The 17,095-nt window shown below is 40.7% G+C and carries 13 protein-coding genes; 9 read left to right on the top strand and 4 right to left on the bottom strand.

Translation table 11 applies throughout. From position 1 onward, the window contains the following. Window position 1: 1 nt before the first annotated feature. The 5 genes from prmA (at window position 2) to dtd (ending at window position 4,931) form a co-directional block, all read left to right on the top strand. The gene (gene prmA, locus IYQ23_RS03755) at window positions 2–955 is read left to right on the top strand and encodes a 50S ribosomal protein L11 methyltransferase (protein ID WP_195674117.1); all 954 of its coding nucleotides are present in this window, start codon (window positions 2–4) and stop codon (window positions 953–955) included. Further along, window positions 956–1,696: a 16S rRNA (uracil(1498)-N(3))-methyltransferase gene (locus IYQ23_RS03750; protein ID WP_195674116.1), complete on the top strand. Its 741-nt coding sequence runs from the start codon at window positions 956–958 to the stop codon at window positions 1,694–1,696. Window positions 1,697–1,862: 166 nt separating this feature from the next. Continuing rightward, on the top strand, window positions 1,863–2,009 hold the full coding sequence (locus tag IYQ23_RS03745; protein ID WP_003070706.1) for a hypothetical protein: 147 nt from the start codon (window positions 1,863–1,865) through the stop codon (window positions 2,007–2,009). 173 nt (window positions 2,010–2,182) lie between these two features. After that, on the top strand, window positions 2,183–4,399 hold the full coding sequence (locus IYQ23_RS03740) for a RelA/SpoT family protein (protein ID WP_195674115.1): 2,217 nt from the start codon (window positions 2,183–2,185) through the stop codon (window positions 4,397–4,399). Between the two features lie 88 nt (window positions 4,400–4,487). Continuing rightward, window positions 4,488–4,931 (top strand): D-aminoacyl-tRNA deacylase, encoded by a 444-nt coding sequence (gene dtd / locus IYQ23_RS03735; RefSeq protein WP_195674114.1) that lies wholly within the window; start codon window positions 4,488–4,490, stop codon window positions 4,929–4,931. Between the two features lie 121 nt (window positions 4,932–5,052). Here dtd and IYQ23_RS03730 read toward each other — a convergent pair whose 3' ends face one another. The 4 genes from IYQ23_RS03730 to IYQ23_RS03715 all read right to left on the bottom strand — a co-directional run bounded on the left by IYQ23_RS03730 (window position 5,053) and on the right by IYQ23_RS03715 (window position 8,387). After that, window positions 5,053–5,700, bottom strand: coding sequence for a metal-dependent transcriptional regulator (locus tag IYQ23_RS03730; protein ID WP_117645186.1), 648 nt, complete (start codon window positions 5,698–5,700; stop codon window positions 5,053–5,055). 153 nt (window positions 5,701–5,853) lie between these two features. After that, a complete protein-coding gene (locus tag IYQ23_RS03725) occupies window positions 5,854–6,783 on the bottom strand; it encodes a metal ABC transporter substrate-binding protein (protein WP_195674113.1) in 930 nt (309 codons plus the stop codon). 34 nt (window positions 6,784–6,817) lie between these two features. Then, entirely contained in the window at window positions 6,818–7,666 is an 849-nt protein-coding gene (locus IYQ23_RS03720) for a metal ABC transporter permease (protein WP_021001264.1), read from the bottom strand. 1 nt (window position 7,667) lies between these two features. Next, window positions 7,668–8,387 (bottom strand): metal ABC transporter ATP-binding protein, encoded by a 720-nt coding sequence (locus IYQ23_RS03715; RefSeq protein WP_195674112.1) that lies wholly within the window; start codon window positions 8,385–8,387, stop codon window positions 7,668–7,670. Window positions 8,388–8,563: 176 nt separating this feature from the next. On the opposite strand from IYQ23_RS03715, the gene IYQ23_RS03710 reads away from it, so the two are divergent. The 4 genes from IYQ23_RS03710 (at window position 8,564) to leuS (ending at window position 16,806) form a co-directional block, all read left to right on the top strand. Beyond that, window positions 8,564–10,459 (top strand): M13 family metallopeptidase, encoded by a 1,896-nt coding sequence (locus IYQ23_RS03710; protein WP_195674111.1) that lies wholly within the window; start codon window positions 8,564–8,566, stop codon window positions 10,457–10,459. Between the two features lie 221 nt (window positions 10,460–10,680). Then, window positions 10,681–12,444: an ABC transporter ATP-binding protein/permease gene (locus IYQ23_RS03705; protein ID WP_195674110.1), complete on the top strand. Its 1,764-nt coding sequence runs from the start codon at window positions 10,681–10,683 to the stop codon at window positions 12,442–12,444. After that, window positions 12,434–14,101, top strand: a complete 1,668-nt coding sequence (locus IYQ23_RS03700; protein ID WP_022526993.1) for an amino acid ABC transporter ATP-binding/permease protein — start codon at window positions 12,434–12,436, stop codon at window positions 14,099–14,101. Before IYQ23_RS03705 ends, IYQ23_RS03700 begins: the two co-directional genes overlap by 11 nt. A 203-nt stretch (window positions 14,102–14,304) precedes the next feature. Beyond that, window positions 14,305–16,806, top strand: a complete 2,502-nt coding sequence (gene leuS, locus IYQ23_RS03695; RefSeq protein WP_195674109.1) for a leucine--tRNA ligase — start codon at window positions 14,305–14,307, stop codon at window positions 16,804–16,806. Window positions 16,807–17,095 lie beyond the last annotated feature (289 nt).

The raw sequence follows: 17,095 nt of genomic DNA, 5'->3' as shown, positions 1-17,095 counted from the left end.
CATGAACACTTGGCAAGAACTAACCATTACGGTCAGCCGTGAGGCGGAAGAAGCGGTCAGTAATATTCTAATTGACCTAGGTAGTCAAGGCGTGGCTATTGATGACAGCGCAGATTATCTGGGGGAAGCTGGTCCTTTTGGGGAGGTGCTGCCTCAGGTAAAGCAGCTGAATACGGTTGCCATTACGGCTTATTACCCAGAAACAGTGAACCTTGAAATGATTCGTCAGGAAGTGAAAGAGCGTTTGGCGCAGTTGAGGGATTTTGGTTTGGATATTGGAGAAACCCAGTTAACCACTCAGCAGCTGGCAGAGGAAGATTGGGCGGACAATTGGAAAAAATATTTTGAACCGGCTCGAATCACCCATGACTTGACCATCGTGCCGTCCTGGACGGACTACGAGGTGACCACTGGTGAGAAGATTATCAAGCTGGATCCTGGCATGGCCTTTGGTACGGGCACTCACCCGACGACCAAGATGAGCCTCTTTGCTCTGGAGCAGGTCCTGCGGGGCGGAGAAACGGTGCTGGATGTGGGTACAGGCAGTGGGGTTCTCTCCATTGCCAGCTCTCTCTTGGGTGCCAAGGAGATTTTCGCCTATGACCTAGACGATGTGGCTGTCCGTGTTGCTCAGGAAAATATTGCGCTGAATGCTGGGACTGAAAATATTCATGTGGCAGCTGGCGACCTTCTCAAAGGCGTTGATATTGAGGCTGATGTCATTGTAGCTAATATTCTGGCGGATATTTTGGTAAATCTGACGGATGATGCTTACCGTTTGCTTAAGGATGAGGGCTATCTGATTATGAGCGGGATTATCTCTGAGAAATGGGATCTGGTGCGGGAGTCAGCAGAAGCTGCTGGATTTTTCCTTGAGACCCACATGATTCAGGGCGAGTGGAATGCCTGTGTCTTTAAGAAAACCAAGGAGATTTCAGGAGTGATAGGAGGCTAGATGCAGCAGTATTTTGTGAAGGGACAGGTTGAAAAGCCTGTCATTATCAAAGATAAAGATACCCTTAAGCATATGTTTTCTGTTATGCGTTTGGTAGAAGATGATGAGGTAGTACTGGTTTTTGAGGATGGTATTAAACGTCTAGCAAGAGTTGCAGATAGAGAGCGCCATGTGCTGAATCTGGTAGAAGAATTGCCAGACAACGCGGAGCTGCCACTTCATGTGACGGTTGCTTCTGGCTTTCCCAAGGGAGACAAGCTAGAATGGGTGGCTCAGAAAACGACAGAACTGGGTGCAGCTGCTATCTGGGCTTTTCCGGCAGACTGGTCTGTTGCCAAGTGGGACGGCAAGAAATTAGCTAAAAAGGAAGAAAAACTAGAGAAGATTGTTTTGGGAGCAGCAGAGCAGAGCAAACGCAATTGGGTACCAGAAGTTCGACTTTTCGAGAAGAAAATTGATTTTTTAGATTGTTTGAGCCAGTTTGACCGTGTTATTGTAGCTTATGAGGAATCTGCTAAAGAGGGAGAGTCTGCTGCTTTGGTCAAGGCTGTGACAGAACTCAAAAAAGGAAGTCGGATTTTATTTATTTTTGGTCCAGAAGGTGGCCTGTCTCCAGCAGAAATTGCCACATTGGAAGAGATGGGAGCTATACTTGCAGGGCTGGGTCCACGTATCTTGCGGACAGAGACAGCTCCACTTTACGCACTCAGTGCAGTCAGTGTACTGACAGAGTTGATGTAGTCGGAAAGTTTCATTAATAGGGCTGATCTTTATTGTTCTTAACTCCTAACTTTGGTATAATATAAGTGAAATATCTAGCTTAGCTAGAAAGGATGGAAGTACAGGAACAAATTTGCTAGCTAGATGGCGAAAATTGCTTTTGCTTGGTAAGGAGAGGAGGTTCATCATGTCTTTATCTACCTTATTTGAGTTGTTGATTGCTATGCTAGGCGTTGTATCAGCTTGCTATCTCATTTATGCTTATGTTGAATTTATCGGAGATATGTTGCATACTGAAAAACATCACTTCTTCCATCACAACCCGCCTATTTAAAGGCGGGCTTTTTACCTGAAATGGTGCCATGTTCTTTTTCCTAATATTGGGGAAATGGTATTGAATCTGCAGCTTTTAGGTATTTCTTATGATTCTATTGCTTGCTTTTGTATTTCCTTGTTTTCATATCGGTCTAAAAATGATAAAATGGTAGGAAGAACTGGAGAGAGAAAATGCCAAAAGAAGTGAATTTGACGGGCGATCAAGTGGTCGCTCTTACTAGAAAGTATTTATCATCAGAAGATGTTGCCTTGGTTCAAAAAGCTTTGGTTTATGCAGTAGATCGGCATCGTGGGCAATTTCGTCAATCGGGTGAACCATATATTATTCATCCGATTCAAGTTGCAGGAATTTTAGCTAAGTTGAAGTTAGATGCTATTAGTGTTGCTTGCGGTTTTTTGCATGACGTAGTAGAAGATACAAATGCGACTTTAGATGATTTAGATCGTGAATTTGGTCATGAAGTGCGCGTGATTGTCGATGGTGTGACTAAACTTGGTAAAGTCAAGTATATGTCTCATGAGGAGCAGTTGGCTGAAAACCACCGGAAAATGTTAATGGCGATGTCCAAGGATATTCGTGTTATTTTGGTCAAGTTGGCGGATCGCCTGCACAATATGCGAACGCTCAAGCACCTGCGCAAAGACAAGCAGGAACGCATCTCACGTGAAACCATGGAAATTTATGCTCCGTTGGCTCATCGCTTGGGGATTTCGAGCGTCAAATGGGAATTGGAAGATTTAGCTTTTCGATATTTGAATCCGACAGAGTTTTATAAGATTTCCCACCTGATGAAAGAAAAACGTCGGGAACGTGAGGAGTTAGTGGACGAAGTGGTTCATAAGATTGAAACCTATGCGTCTGAGCGTAATCTTCATGGGGAAATTTACGGTCGTCCAAAACATATTTATTCCATTTATCGCAAAATGCAAGACAAGAAAAAGCGCTTTGATGAAATTTATGACCTGATTGCCATTCGCTGCATTTTAGATACGCAAAGTGATGTGTACGCTATGCTGGGTTACATTCATGAACTTTGGCGCCCCATGCCTGGGCGTTTCAAAGACTATATCGCCAATCGCAAAGCGAACGGTTATCAGTCTATCCACACCACCGTTTATGGACCTAAAGGTCCGATTGAGTTTCAAATTCGGACGAAAGAAATGCACGAAGTGGCTGAATACGGGGTTGCTGCACACTGGGCCTATAAAAAAGGTATTAAAGGGCAGGTTGATAGCAAAGAATCGGCGATTGGGATGAATTGGATTAAGGAGATGATGGAACTCCAAGACCAGTCTAATGATGCACAGGATTTTGTGGATTCTGTCAAAGAAAATTACCTTGCTGAAGAAATCTATGTCTTCACGCCGGATGGTGCTGTTCGTTCGCTACCAAAAGACTCAGGACCGATTGATTTTGCCTATGAAATCCATACTAAAGTTGGTGAAAAGGCGGTTGGTGCCAAGGTCAATGGTCGCATGGTGCCGTTAACTACGAAGCTAAAAACTGGAGATCAAGTTGAGATTATTACCAGTACCAATTCCTTTGGACCGAGTCGTGACTGGATTAATGTTGTAAAAACAAGCAAGGCCCGCAATAAGATTCGTCAATTTTTCAAAAACCAAGACAAGGAATTATCCATTTCTAAAGGGCGCGAACTTTTACAGGCACAATTCCAAGAACATGGCTATGTAGCTAATAAATACATGGACAAAAAGCACATGGAAGAAGTCCTGCAAAAAACGAGCTACAAAACAGAAGAAGCTCTTTTTGCGGCGATTGGTTTTGGTGAGATTAGTGCGATTTCTATTTTTAACCGTTTGACCGAAAAAGAGCGCCGTGAGGAAGAGCGTGCTAAAGCGAGAGCTGAAGCAGAAGAGCTTGTCAAGGGCGGTGAAGTGAAGCGTGAGAATAAAGAAACGCTGAAAGTCAAGCATGAGGGCGGCGTTATTATCCAAGGTGCGTCGGGGCTTTTGATACGGATTGCCAAATGTTGCAATCCAGTTCCTGGTGACGAGATTGTCGGGTACATTACCAAAGGTCGTGGGGTGGCAATTCACCGTAAGGACTGTATGAATCTGCGGGCGCAGGAAAATTATGAACAGCGCTTGATTGATGTCGAATGGGAAGAAAATACCTCTACGAAGGAATACACAGCGCATATTGATATTTATGGTTTGAATCGAGCAGGCCTTTTGAACGATGTGCTACAAGTCTTGTCCAATACAACTAAAAATATCTCCACTGTTAATGCACAGCCAACGAAGGATATGAAATTTGCCAACATCCATGTTTCTTTCGGAATTGCTAATCTATCTATGCTCACAACAGTTGTAGATAAGATTAAGAGCGTGCCAGAAGTTTATTCTGTCAAACGGACAAATGGCTAGGTGAGGACAGCAGAGCGGAAATGTTTTGCTAAAATTGCGTTTTTGCGAATTAATTCACAAAATGTAACGGAAATTAGGAAGTTCAACAATGAAAATAGTGATTCAGCGTGTGAAGCGGGCTTCGGTATCGATTGATAGCGAACTTTATAATCAAATTCAGCAAGGCCTGCTGTTGCTAGTCGGTGTTGCTCCAGATGATGTTCGAGAAGATGTGGCATATGCGGCGAGAAAAATTGCCAATATGCGGATTTTTTCAGATGATGAAGACAAGATGAACTTGTCTATCAAAGATGTAAAGGGAGAGATTCTTTCTATTTCTCAATTTACCCTTTACGCAGATACAAAAAAAGGTAATCGCCCAGCTTTTACAGGCGCTGCGCAACCAGACTTGGCTAGTCAGTTATATGATGACTTCAACGAATTGCTAGGTCAAGAAATAGCTGTTAAAACAGGTGTTTTCGCAGCTGATATGCAGGTTGAGTTAGTCAATGACGGACCGGTGACGATTGTATTAGATACGAAGAATCGTTGAGAAAATGATAATAAAAACGAGTCTGGACAAAACTGTTCCAGACTTGTTTGCTTTCTAGGATAGAACTCAATACGCATTGAGCAGTCTCTAATGTGTTGATGTTATCAGCTTTGACTTCCTTTTATATTTTTTCCACATAAAGCTGTTGAGCGATAACAGAGTTGACTTGCAGCTCTTTTTCATTGACCTTGAGCGCATACAGTTGAGCGTAAGGATCGTATTGCTCCAGTATCAGCGTATCTCCCAGATGTAAATCGTGTTTTTCCAAATATTTTAATAGTTCAAATTCATCGTGAACTCGTGCTAAACGATAGGTTCCAGCATTTTCGACTTGATTTAAAGTCAATTGGTATTTTTCGACCAATAATTCACCTTTTGCAGGAATGGTTCCGCCGTGGGGACAGGTTTCTGGGAAATTCAGCATTTTTTCTAAGCGCTCGACAAATAATTCTGAAACGGTGTGTTCTAAGACTTCCGCTTCTTCATGGATTTGATCAGTCGTATATCCCAAATCATGTACGAGAAAAGCCTCGATGAGTCGGTGCTTGCGATATAGCTCAGAAACAAGATGTAAACCAAGATCTGTCAGTAAATAACCACTTGTTTTATCTTTTACAATCAATTTTTCGGCTTTCATCTTTTTAATCATTTCTGTAACAGCTGGAGGAGATACCTGCATTTGGGCGGCAATTTCTTTATTTGTAATTTTTTGAGTATGCGTACCAATCTCATAAATACATTTGAGGTAATCTTCTTTGTTTGGGGTCATGTTGTCCTTTTACTCCTTATCTTACTAGTATATCAAAAATAACTTAAGAATACAGCCGATAACCGCTTGTTTCAGAGAATGAAAGGCTTATTATTCAAGAAGAATTTCAAGTAAAAAGGAACTGGCAATCAAGTCCGGCTCCTTTTACAGTTCTTATTTGCTAAGACCTTCTGAAATCTTATCTAAGTTCCATTTCATCATATCGTAATAGCTATCGCCTTTTTCGCCTTTTTCAGCAACTGAGTCGGTGAAAATTTTAGCATAAATTGGAATCTTCGTATCTTTTGAAACAGTCTTCATTGGACGGTCATCAACACTACTTTCAACAAAGAGTGATGGCACTTTTGTTTTACGAAGTTTTTCAACCAATGTTTTGATTTGGTCTGGAGTTCCTTCTTCTTCTGTGTTGATTTCCCAGATGTAAGCAGATGGCACGCCGTAGGCTTTAGAGAAGTATTTGAAGCAACCTTCGCTGGTAACAATCATTTTCTTTTCAGCAGGAATGTTGTTGAATTTTGCTTTTGCTTCCTTGTCCAATGCTTCAAGTTTCGCAGTATAGGCTTTCAGATTCTTTTCGTAAGTTTCTTTGTTTTTAGGGTCTTTTTCAATCAACCGTTTTGCAATATTTTTTGCATAGATAACTCCGTTTTCAAGATTGAGCCAAGCGTGTGGGTCTTCTTTTCCTTTTTCGCTTTGACCTTCAAGATAAATGACCTCAACACCGTCACTTACAGCATAGTAATCTTTGTTTTCTTTCTTTTTCGCGTTTTTAACTAATTTTGTAAACCAAGCATTTCCGCCTGTTTCCAAATTGATACCATTGTAGAAAATCAAATCAGCTTTTGATGTTTTTTTCACATCTTCTGGTAATGGTTCGTATTCATGTGGATCTTTTCCGACAGGAACGATACTGTGCAGATTGATTTTATCACCGGCGATATTTTTTGTAATATCAGCGATGATCGAGTTGGTAGCAACAACATTCAATTTTGAATTCTTGGTAGAAGTTCCTTTTTGACCAGCGCAGGCAAAGAGTCCTACGACAGCCAAAAACAGAACGGCGATAAAACCTAATTTTTTCATATAAGGTTCTCCTTTAATAAATGAAATACTAATTTTATTTTAGCTTGGGTTTATTTTTTAGTTTGTTAAATCGTTGTTTTGGAGCGATAAAGAAACTAATGGCAAAGATAATGGCGGATGTCAGTACAATACTTGAGCCGGCCGCAACATTAAAGGTATAGCCAATGAAGAGTCCTAAGACAGATGCAATTGCCCCCAAGCTAGAAGACAAGATAATCATTGTTTTAAGACTGTTAGCGTAAAGATAAGCCGTAGCAGCAGGTGTAATCAGCATAGCAACAATCAAAATTGTTCCCACGCTTTGCATAGCTGTAACTGCAACTAGCGTCAAGAGAATCATCAAGAGATAATGATAAAAATTGACTGGCATCCCCATCGCTTTTGCCAGAAGTGGATCGAAAGATGTAATCAATAACTCTTTGAAGAATAGTCCAATAATAATTAGAACAGCGATTCCTACACCAATTGTAATCCACATATCAATGTCTTGCACAGCTAAGATATTTCCAAAAAGAATATGGAAAAGGTCGGTTGAACTATTCGCAACCCCGATCAAGATGACTCCAAGAGCTAAAAAGGAGCTAAAAGTTATTCCAATGGCAGTATCACTTTTAATAATTGAATTTCCTCTAATATAAGTAATAATAACCGAGGCTAAAAGTCCAAAAACAATGGCTCCGATAAAGAAGTTGATTCCTAAAATAAAGGAGAGCGCAACTCCCGGTAAGACCGCATGTGAAATGGCATCGCCCATCAAAGACATGCCTCTTAGAATGATGAAGCAACCAACTGCTCCAGCAACAATCCCGATGACAATGGCTGTAATCAGTGCATTTTGTAGAAAATGGAAATTTTGTAGTCCATCAATAAATTCTGAAAACATATTAGAGACCTCCATTCACAAAAAGCTGAGAGCCATAGGCTTTTTTCAAGTTTTCTTCTGTGAAAGTTGATGAAGTTTCCCCAATGGCAATGAGTTCTTTATTCAAAATTAAAACTTGATCAAAATAATGCGGGACTTTTCCTAAGTCATGGTGGACGATGAGAATCGTTTTTCCTTGTTCTTTTAGAATGCGTAGCGTTGTCATGATAATTTCTTCGCTGATCGAATCAATCCCGACAAACGGTTCGTCCAGAAAGATACAGTCTGCTTCTTGTACCAGACAGCGCGCAATCAAGACCCGTTGAAATTGCCCTCCTGACAACTGGCTGATTTGGCGTTCAGCATAATCCTCTAAGCCGACAATGCGCAGCGCATTTGTCACCTTGTCCCAGTCTGTGCTTTTTAGTCTGTGAAACAATTTCACTTTTGGATACAGTCCAAGCGACACACATTCTTTTACTTTGATAGGAAAGTTGTAGTCAATGTGAATTTTTTGTTCCACATAAGCTACGTGACTGAGCACTTTTGAGAATTCTTTATCATCAAGATAAGTTTGTCCAGCGTGGTCAATGATACCCAACATTCCTTTTAAAAGAGTGGATTTACCAGCTCCGTTTGGACCGATAACTCCCATGATAGTTGGGCCTTGGATTTCCAAAGAAATCTGATTGAGAGCAAGCGTTTCCTGATAAGAGACACTTAAATTTTCGATACGTATCATTTTTATACACCCCTACTGTTAATATACATTAAAATAAAAATTAAGTCAAGTTAATTTTTAGAATTTTTAAGAAAAATCAGAAGCAAGGTTTTCCAGAAAACTCCCTTTTGATAAAAGTTTGATTATTCAGAACTTTTTTGATAGGATTAAGATAAAACAATGAAAGCGAGAACAAGATGACACGTTTACAAGATGATTTTTTTGACTATGTTAATGGTGAATGGGAAAAAACAGCAGTTATTCCTGATGACAAGCCTATGACAGGTGGATTTATGGATCTGGATCAAGATATTGAAAAATTGATGCTAGCTACAACTGATAAATGGTTAGCAGGTCAAGATGTACCGGATGATCCAATCTTGCAAAATTTTGTGAAATACCATCGTTTGGTAGCAGATTTTGACGGACGGGAACAAGCAGGAGTTGCTCCAGCGATGCCGCTTGTGGAAGAATATAAAGCGCTTGGCTCTTTTAAGGAATTTGCAGATAAGATTGCTGAATATGAAATGGCTGGAAAGCCAAATTTCTTTACTTTTGATGTTGCTCCAGACTTTATGAATGCGCAAATGAATGTTCTCTGGGCCGATGCGCCTGGGATCATTTTGCCAGATACAACCTACTATGAAGAAGGAAATGAAAAAGGCAAGGAATTGCTGGTAATCTGGCGGAAAATGCAGGAAGAATTGTTGCCTAAATTTGGCTTTTCGACAGAGGAAACAAAAGATATTTTGGATAAATATCTGGAATTGGATGCTAAATTAGCCAAGTATGTCCTCTCTAATGAAGAAAGTTCAGAATATGTGAAATTGTATCATCCTTACGATTGGGCAGATTTTACGAAGCTAGCTCCAGAATTGCCGCTTGACGCGATTTTTACAGAGATTTTGGGACAAGTCCCAGACAAAGTGATTGTTCCTCAAGAGCGCTTCTGGAAAGAATTTGCAGCAGAATGTTATTCAGAAAAGAATTGGGAGCATTTGCATGCGGCACTGAAGTTATTCTCTACTGGAGCATGGACTTCTTTGCTCACTGAAGAAATTCGTGTCCTTTCAGGTACCTATGCACGCGCTATCTCAGGTGTCCCAGAACCCCGTCCGAAAGAAAAGGCAGCTTACCAGCTAGCGCAAGGTCCGTATAACCAAGCACTTGGTTTGTGGTATGCGGGAGAAAAATTCTCACCTGAAGCCAAAGCTGATGTAGAGCATAAAGTTGCTGCTATGATTGATGTTTATAAGTCGCGTCTGGAAAAGGCAGATTGGCTTGCTAAGGAAACACGTGATAAAGCGATTGTCAAGCTCAACGTCATTACACCGCATATCGGCTATCCAGAGAAATTGCCAGAAACCTATGCTAAAAAAGTGATTGATGAGAAATTGAGTTTGGTGGGGAATGCTCAAAACTTAGCAAAAATTTCTATTGCGCATACATGGAGCAAGTGGAATAAGGAAGTGGATCGCAGTGAATGGCACATGCCAGCCCATATGGTCAACGCGTATTATGACCCACAGCAAAATCAAATTGTGTTCCCAGCAGCCATTCTCCAAGCGCCATTTTATGATTTGCATCAATCTTCATCAGCTAATTATGGTGGAATCGGTGCGGTAATTGCTCATGAGATTTCTCATGCTTTTGACTCAAATGGAGCTTCATTTGATGAACACGGAAGTTTGAACAATTGGTGGAAGCCAGAAGATTACGAGGCCTTCCAAGCACGTACTCAAAAGGTGATTGAGCAATTTGACAGACAGGATTCTTACGGTGCTAAAGTCAATGGGAAACTAACTGTTTCAGAAAATATTGCAGACCTTGGTGGGATTGCGGCAGCATTGGAAGCAGCTAAGAAAGAAGCAGACTTCTCTGCAGAAGAATTCTTTACTAACTTTGCCCGTATCTGGCGCATGAAAGCTCGTCCAGAATACATGCAAATGCTAGCAAGTGTGGACGTTCATGCTCCCGGAAAACTCCGTACAAATGTACAATTGCCAAACTTTGATGATTTCTTTACGACTTTTGATGTTAAAGAAGGCGATGGCATGTGGCGCAAACCAGAAGACCGCGTGATTATTTGGTAATGGTTCACTTTACTCAAAACCAGTTGGAAGGGCCAGCTGGTTTTTTGTTTCCTAGCGTAGAAAGGCTGACTAATTCTTTATCTTATGAATAGATTTCACAAGGAAGGAAAGTTTTCATGGACTGTACAAATTAAAAAAACTGAAAATTTAATTTATTTCTCTGCTTGGGAGTGTTATAATGAATAAATGTAGGATAGAATGAAGAATATGAGGAGAAAGTGATGGCACAAGAGCAAGAAAAAATATCACGGAGCAGAAAGAAAGAGCTGATTGCTCGTTTGAAAGAACAGATCCAGCCTAAAATGAAACTGGTTTATCTATCGGCTTTTTTAGCCTGGCTTCAATTTATCATGCGGATTTTGAGCTTTGCATTGATAGCAAAAGTTTTATCGGATTTATATGAGAGAATACCATTGAACTTTTTGTCGGTTCTTTTTTGGCTGTTCTTCTTTTCTAGCTTAGGTTTTACGCTTTCGCTTCTGGCGAAAAATTTCCAAGGAGTAGCTTCGCAGTTTGCTCGCAATAAACTAAAAGCAGCATTTTTTCAGGCTTTCGTAGATAAAGATGGAGAATTTCAGGATAGTAAGACGGCTGCAGATGTGCTGACGGTAGCGTCACAAGGAATTGACAGTTTAGATACGTATTATTCTTATTATCTCCCCTTAAGTCTACGAACGTATTTGAATTGCTTGACAGTGTTGGTGGTTGTGTTCTTTCTGTTCCCTGCTGGCGGTTTGATTTTTATTCTCTCACTGCCTTTGATTCCCATTTCTATCGTTCTCATGCAGAAGCGTTCGCGCAGGATTATGAATCGTTACTGGGCTTCTTATATGGACGTTGGTAATCTCTTTTTAGATGATCTTCAAGGGCTGAATACTCTTTATTCTTATCAGGCAGATGCTAAATATGAAAAGGAGTTTGCAGCGCAGGCAGAGGATTTTCGTGATGCAACGATGGAACTTCTAGGATTTCAGCTACAGTCGGTTGGCTACATGGATGCCGTTATGTACTTGGGGATTGGTGTGTCAGGCTTCGTTGCAGCTTCCATGTTACAAGCAGGAAATTTATCACTATTTGCTATGATTTACTTTGTGTTCATTGCAACTGAGTTTTTCACGCCGATTCGTGAAGCCGGTTATGGAATGCATTTAGTGATGATGAATACCAAAATGGCTGATCGAATTTTTGGGTTTTTGGATTCGATTGAAAAAGAATCAAAAGAGGAACGGCAGGAATTGCCTCCTTTTAGTGAATTGACAGTTAGTGGCTTGGATTTTGCTTTTGCGGATAGAAAATTATTTGAAAATCTAAGCTTTAAAATGAAACGTGGACAAATCTTAGCAATTGCAGGAGAAAGCGGTCGTGGGAAAACGACGTTAGCCAAGCTGTTGTTGGGAAAACGACAGGCGGACAGAGGCTCCATTTTCTTAGGAGAAAAAGAAATCAAAAGCCTATTCAAATCAACCATTTATCAGGAAGTCATGTACGTGTCAGCAAACAGTGTCCTTTTAAACGCATCCATTATTGAAAATTTACAGTTGGCAGTAGATTGGTCGCGGGTTGAATTAGAGGACTGGCTGGCTGAAAAAGGCGTTTTAGCATTTGTAAGAGAGCTGCCTCAAGGTTTTGATACTTTTGTGGGAGAAAACGGTAGTCAATTGTCACTGGGGCAGCGTCAGCAGATCATTTGTGTGCGAGCTATCTTGGCCAAGCGTTCGCTCTATCTGTTTGATGAAGTAACGTCCAGTGTAGATAAAGACAATGAAGCGGCTATCTATGATTTGCTAAATTTGGTAGCGCAAGATGCGCTTGTCATTGAGATTACCCATAAGATGAAACAAGTCGCTAAAGCAAGTCAAGTTCTCTTTATAGGAAAAGAAAAAACGGTTTTGGGAACACCGACAGAAGTCTATGAACAGAGTGAAGAATACCGCCAATTGGCAAATACCCAGCAAGAATTGGAGGAATTAACGCATGGAAACTAAAAAACGTTACACAACGCGTGTTATCCTCAGCAGATTTTTTCAGGTGATGAACCATTTGCTCCCTTTTATCGCTCTAGCGGTTTTCTTTGCGGTGCTTGGCTTTATCACGACGGTGGCAATTCCAACTCTGGTGATTGTACTAGGTTTTCATGCTTTAAATGGTCAGCAGCCTGTTTGGTGGAGTCTGATTTTACTGATTGGACTAGCCTTGGCTCGGGGCGCCTTTCGTTATGGCGAGCATTATTTTGGGCATTTTGTTGCCTTCTATTCTCTGGCAGATTTACGTAAGCTCATTTTTGCGAAGTTACGCCGTCTGGCACCAGCAAAGTTGGATCGTCAGGACAGCGGCAAATTGCTCAAGATGATTAGTGAAGATATTGAAGCGCTGGAAATCTTTTTTGCACATACGATAGCTCCTATCTGTACAGGGTTCTTGACAGCTCTTTTGATGGGAATGTATTTTGCACATTTCTCGTTTTGGTTTGCTTTAGTGGCTTTAGTGACCTATGGGATTTTAGCTATTATTTTACCGAGAATGTTTGCTCTCAGTTTGCAAGATATTCTGCAGAAACAAAATCAGGAACGCTCGAATTATGTTTCCTTTTTCTTGGAAAGTCTGAAAGCGATGGGCGATTTATCTCAATTTGGCAAGAGTCACGAGCGATTTGCAGAATTGACGGGCAAAAGTCAGGCTGTGAACCAGTTGGAAAGGCAGGTTGCCCAGAAACAATATCTACAGCAAACGGTAACCTTTTTGGTGGTGGGACTGTCTCTTACAAGCGTTGCTCTTTTGGCATTCTATCAAGTGGAAAATCATCAGTTATCTTGGCAAGAAGCGGTTCTCGTGTTAGTTGCTTTTTCTAGCTCTTTTGCTCCTTTTTTAGAATTAGGACGCCTGCCTTTAGGTTTTAAACGTGCTATGAATGCTGGTCGTACTGTTTTTGCTCTTTTAGATGAGGTAGAGCCCGTCCAAACTGGTCAGGAAATAGCTGTCACTTTAGACGATGTTCTGATTGAGAATATGGATTTTGCTTACGACAATCGTCAGCAAAAGCTGTTTAATAATTTCTCTGCGCATTTTAAAAAAGGGAAGATTATTGGCTTGATTGGTAAGAGTGGTAGTGGTAAATCAACCCTGATGAAGCTCCTTATGCGTTGGTATGACAGCAATGCTGGTTCAGTTTTTCTTACTGGTGTAGACTCCAGAGAAGTTAATCGTCAGCGTTTGCAAGCTTCATTTGCCTATGTACCACAGATAGCTCAGCTTTTTCATCAATCTTTGAGAGAAAATCTCTTACTGGGGAGAAACGACATTAGTGATGAGAGTATCTGGAAGTTGGCAGAAAGATGCCGACTAAAAGAGTGTCTAGAAAGATTGCCGGATGGTTTGGATACAATTATTGACGGTGAGCGTGACTTTTCAGCTGGAGAAAGACAGCGTTTAGAGCTTATGCGGGCACTCTTGAAAAAGGCGGATTGTTATATCTTTGATGAGCCGACTAGCAATCTTGATTCGCTCAACGAAGCGGCGTTTCTATCTATTGTAAAGGAAGAATGCCAAGGGATGATTTTTATGATTTCACACCGTCCGTCAACAGTGGCATTTGTAGATGAAATCTATGAATTGGATGCATCGCAGTTAAAACGACTGCAATAAAAATGTCAGAATAAATGCTAGACTTCATATCTGAGGATTTTCTATTTAGCTATGGAGTTAAAACTTCTCAATAAAATGAGCTAGAAAACAAATCCAGTTAGTAAAGTATTCTTTTTTGATTATGTTCCCTCTTTCCCTAATTATGCCTTTTAAAATCGCCTAAAAATGGTATAATAATAACATCACAAAATTGGAGTGAATCAATGACTTTTTATAATCACAAATCAATTGAAAAAAAATGGCAAAATTATTGGGCGGAAAATCATACGTTTAAAACAGGAACAGACGCTGACAAACCAAATTTTTATGCGTTGGATATGTTCCCTTACCCGTCTGGTGCTGGTCTTCACGTAGGACACCCAGAAGGCTATACTGCAACTGATATTCTTAGCCGTTTCAAACGTGCTCAAGGTTATAACGTTCTTCATCCAATGGGGTGGGATGCTTTTGGACTTCCAGCAGAACAATACGCAATGGATACGGGGAATGATCCTGCTGAGTTTACGGCAGAAAATATTGCCAACTTCAAACGTCAAATCAATAGCCTTGGTTTCTCATATGACTGGGATCGTGAAGTCAATACAACTGACCCTAACTACTATAAGTGGACACAGTGGATTTTTACAAAATTGTATGAAAAAGGTTTGGCATATGAAGCAGAAGTACCAGTTAACTGGGTTGAAGAACTAGGAACGGCTATTGCCAACGAAGAAGTGCTTCCCGATGGTACATCTGAACGTGGTGGTTATCCAGTTGTTCGTAAACCAATGCGTCAATGGATGCTTAAAATCACAGCTTATGCTGAACGCCTCTTGGAAGATCTAGATGACCTTGATTGGCCAGAATCTATCAAAGATATGCAGCGGAACTGGATTGGTAAATCAACTGGTGCAAATGTAACGTTCAAAGTAAAAGATACTGATAAAGATTTCACCGTTTTTACAACTCGTCCAGATACACTCTTCGGTGCTACCTATGCTGTTCTAGCACCAGAACATGCTCTTGTTGATGCTATTACAAGTCCTGAGCAAGCTCAAGCCGTTGCCGATTATAAACGTGCGGCTAGCCTTAAATCTGACCTCGCTCGTACAGATCTTGCCAAAGAAAAAACAGGTGTCTGGACTGGTAGCTATGCTATTAACCCGGTTAATGGTAAGGAAATTCCAATCTGGATTGCCGATTATGTGCTTGCTAGCTATGGGACAGGAGCTATTATGGCAGTTCCTGCGCATGATGATCGCGACTGGGAATTTGCAAAACAATTCGATTTGGATATCATTCCAGTTCTCGAAGGTGGAAATGTTGAGGAAGCAGCCTATACAGAAGACGGTCTTCACATCAACTCTGGCTTCCTAGATGGTCTTGATAAAGCGCAAGCTATTGATAAAATGGTTGAATGGCTTGAAGCAGAAGGTGTTGGCAACAAGAAAGTCACTTACCGTTTGCGTGACTGGCTTTTCTCACGTCAACGTTATTGGGGGGAACCAATCCCAATCATTCATTGGGAAGATGGCACAACAACAGCTGTTCCAGAAGATCAACTACCACTTGTATTGCCAGTAACAAAAGATATCAAACCTTCAGGAACAGGTGAAAGTCCACTTGCTAACTTGACAGACTGGCTGGAAGTTACGCGTGAAGATGGTGTCAAAGGCCGTCGCGAAACTAACACCATGCCGCAATGGGCAGGTTCAAGCTGGTATTATCTGCGCTACATTGACCCACACAATACGGAAAAATTAGCTGATGAAGAACTGCTTAAGGCATGGTTACCAGTTGATATTTACATTGGTGGTGCAGAACACGCTGTGCTTCACCTTCTTTACGCTCGTTTCTGGCATAAATTCCTTTATGATTTAGGTGTCGTTCCAACTAAAGAACCATTCCAAAAACTCTTTAACCAAGGGATGATTTTGGGAACAAGCTACCGCGATCACCGTGGTGCACTTGTAGCGACAGATAAAGTTGAAAAACGTGACGGTTCTTTCTTCAATATCGAAACAGGTGAAGAATTGGAACAAGCTCCAGCTAAGATGTCTAAATCTTTGAAGAATGTTGTTAATCCAGATGATGTAGTGGAGCAGTATGGTGCAGATACTCTTCGCGTTTACGAAATGTTTATGGGGCCGCTGGATGCATCTATTGCTTGGTCTGAAGAAGGACTTGAAGGCTCACGTAAATTCCTCGATCGTGTTTATCGTTTGTTGACAACAAAAGAAATTGTGGCTGAAAATAATGGTAATTTGGATAAAGTTTATAATGAAACTGTCAAATCCGTTACAGAACAACTTGAAGCCATGAAATTCAATACAGCTATCGCTCAATTAATGGTTTTCATTAATGCTGCAAACAAAGAAGACAAACTTTTTGCTGATTACGCTAAAGGTTTTATACAATTGTTAGCACCATTTGCGCCACACCTTTCAGAAGAATTGTGGCAAACATTGACACAATCTGGTGAATCAATTTCATATGTTCTTTGGCCAACATGGGACGAAGCCAAGTTGGTTGAAAACGATGTAGAAATCGTTGTTCAAATCAAAGGTAAAGTTCGTGCAAAACTTGTCGTACCAAAAGACTCAAGCCGTGAGGATCTTGAAAAACTTGCTCTTGCCAACGAAAAAATTCAAGTAGAAATTGCTGGCAAGCAAGTCATCAAAGTCATTGTCGTACCTAACAAATTGGTTAATATTGTTGTCAAGTAATAGGTTCTGTTAGCCTTATCTGCAACCTTCAATAACGTTTCAAGTTGTTGGAGCTACCTAAATTGGTGAATATTGTTGCGAAATAAAAGAAAAATGAGGATTCTGATAACATTTGGAATCCTTTTTTGCTGCTTTAAACTAAAAAAGCATAAACTTAAAAACAAGAAAAGTAAAAAAAGATGAAAAAAGGTATTGACAAGAAGAGAAGGAGATGATATACTAAGATAGTTGTCGCTTGAGGGGCGACAAAGACCTTTGAAAACTGAACAAGACGAACCAATGTGCAGGC

The organism is Streptococcus sp. HF-100 (genome assembly GCF_015594635.1).
Taxonomy (GTDB): domain Bacteria; phylum Bacillota; class Bacilli; order Lactobacillales; family Streptococcaceae; genus Streptococcus; species Streptococcus vaginalis.
This window is presented reverse-complemented; position numbering and strand designations above follow the sequence as displayed.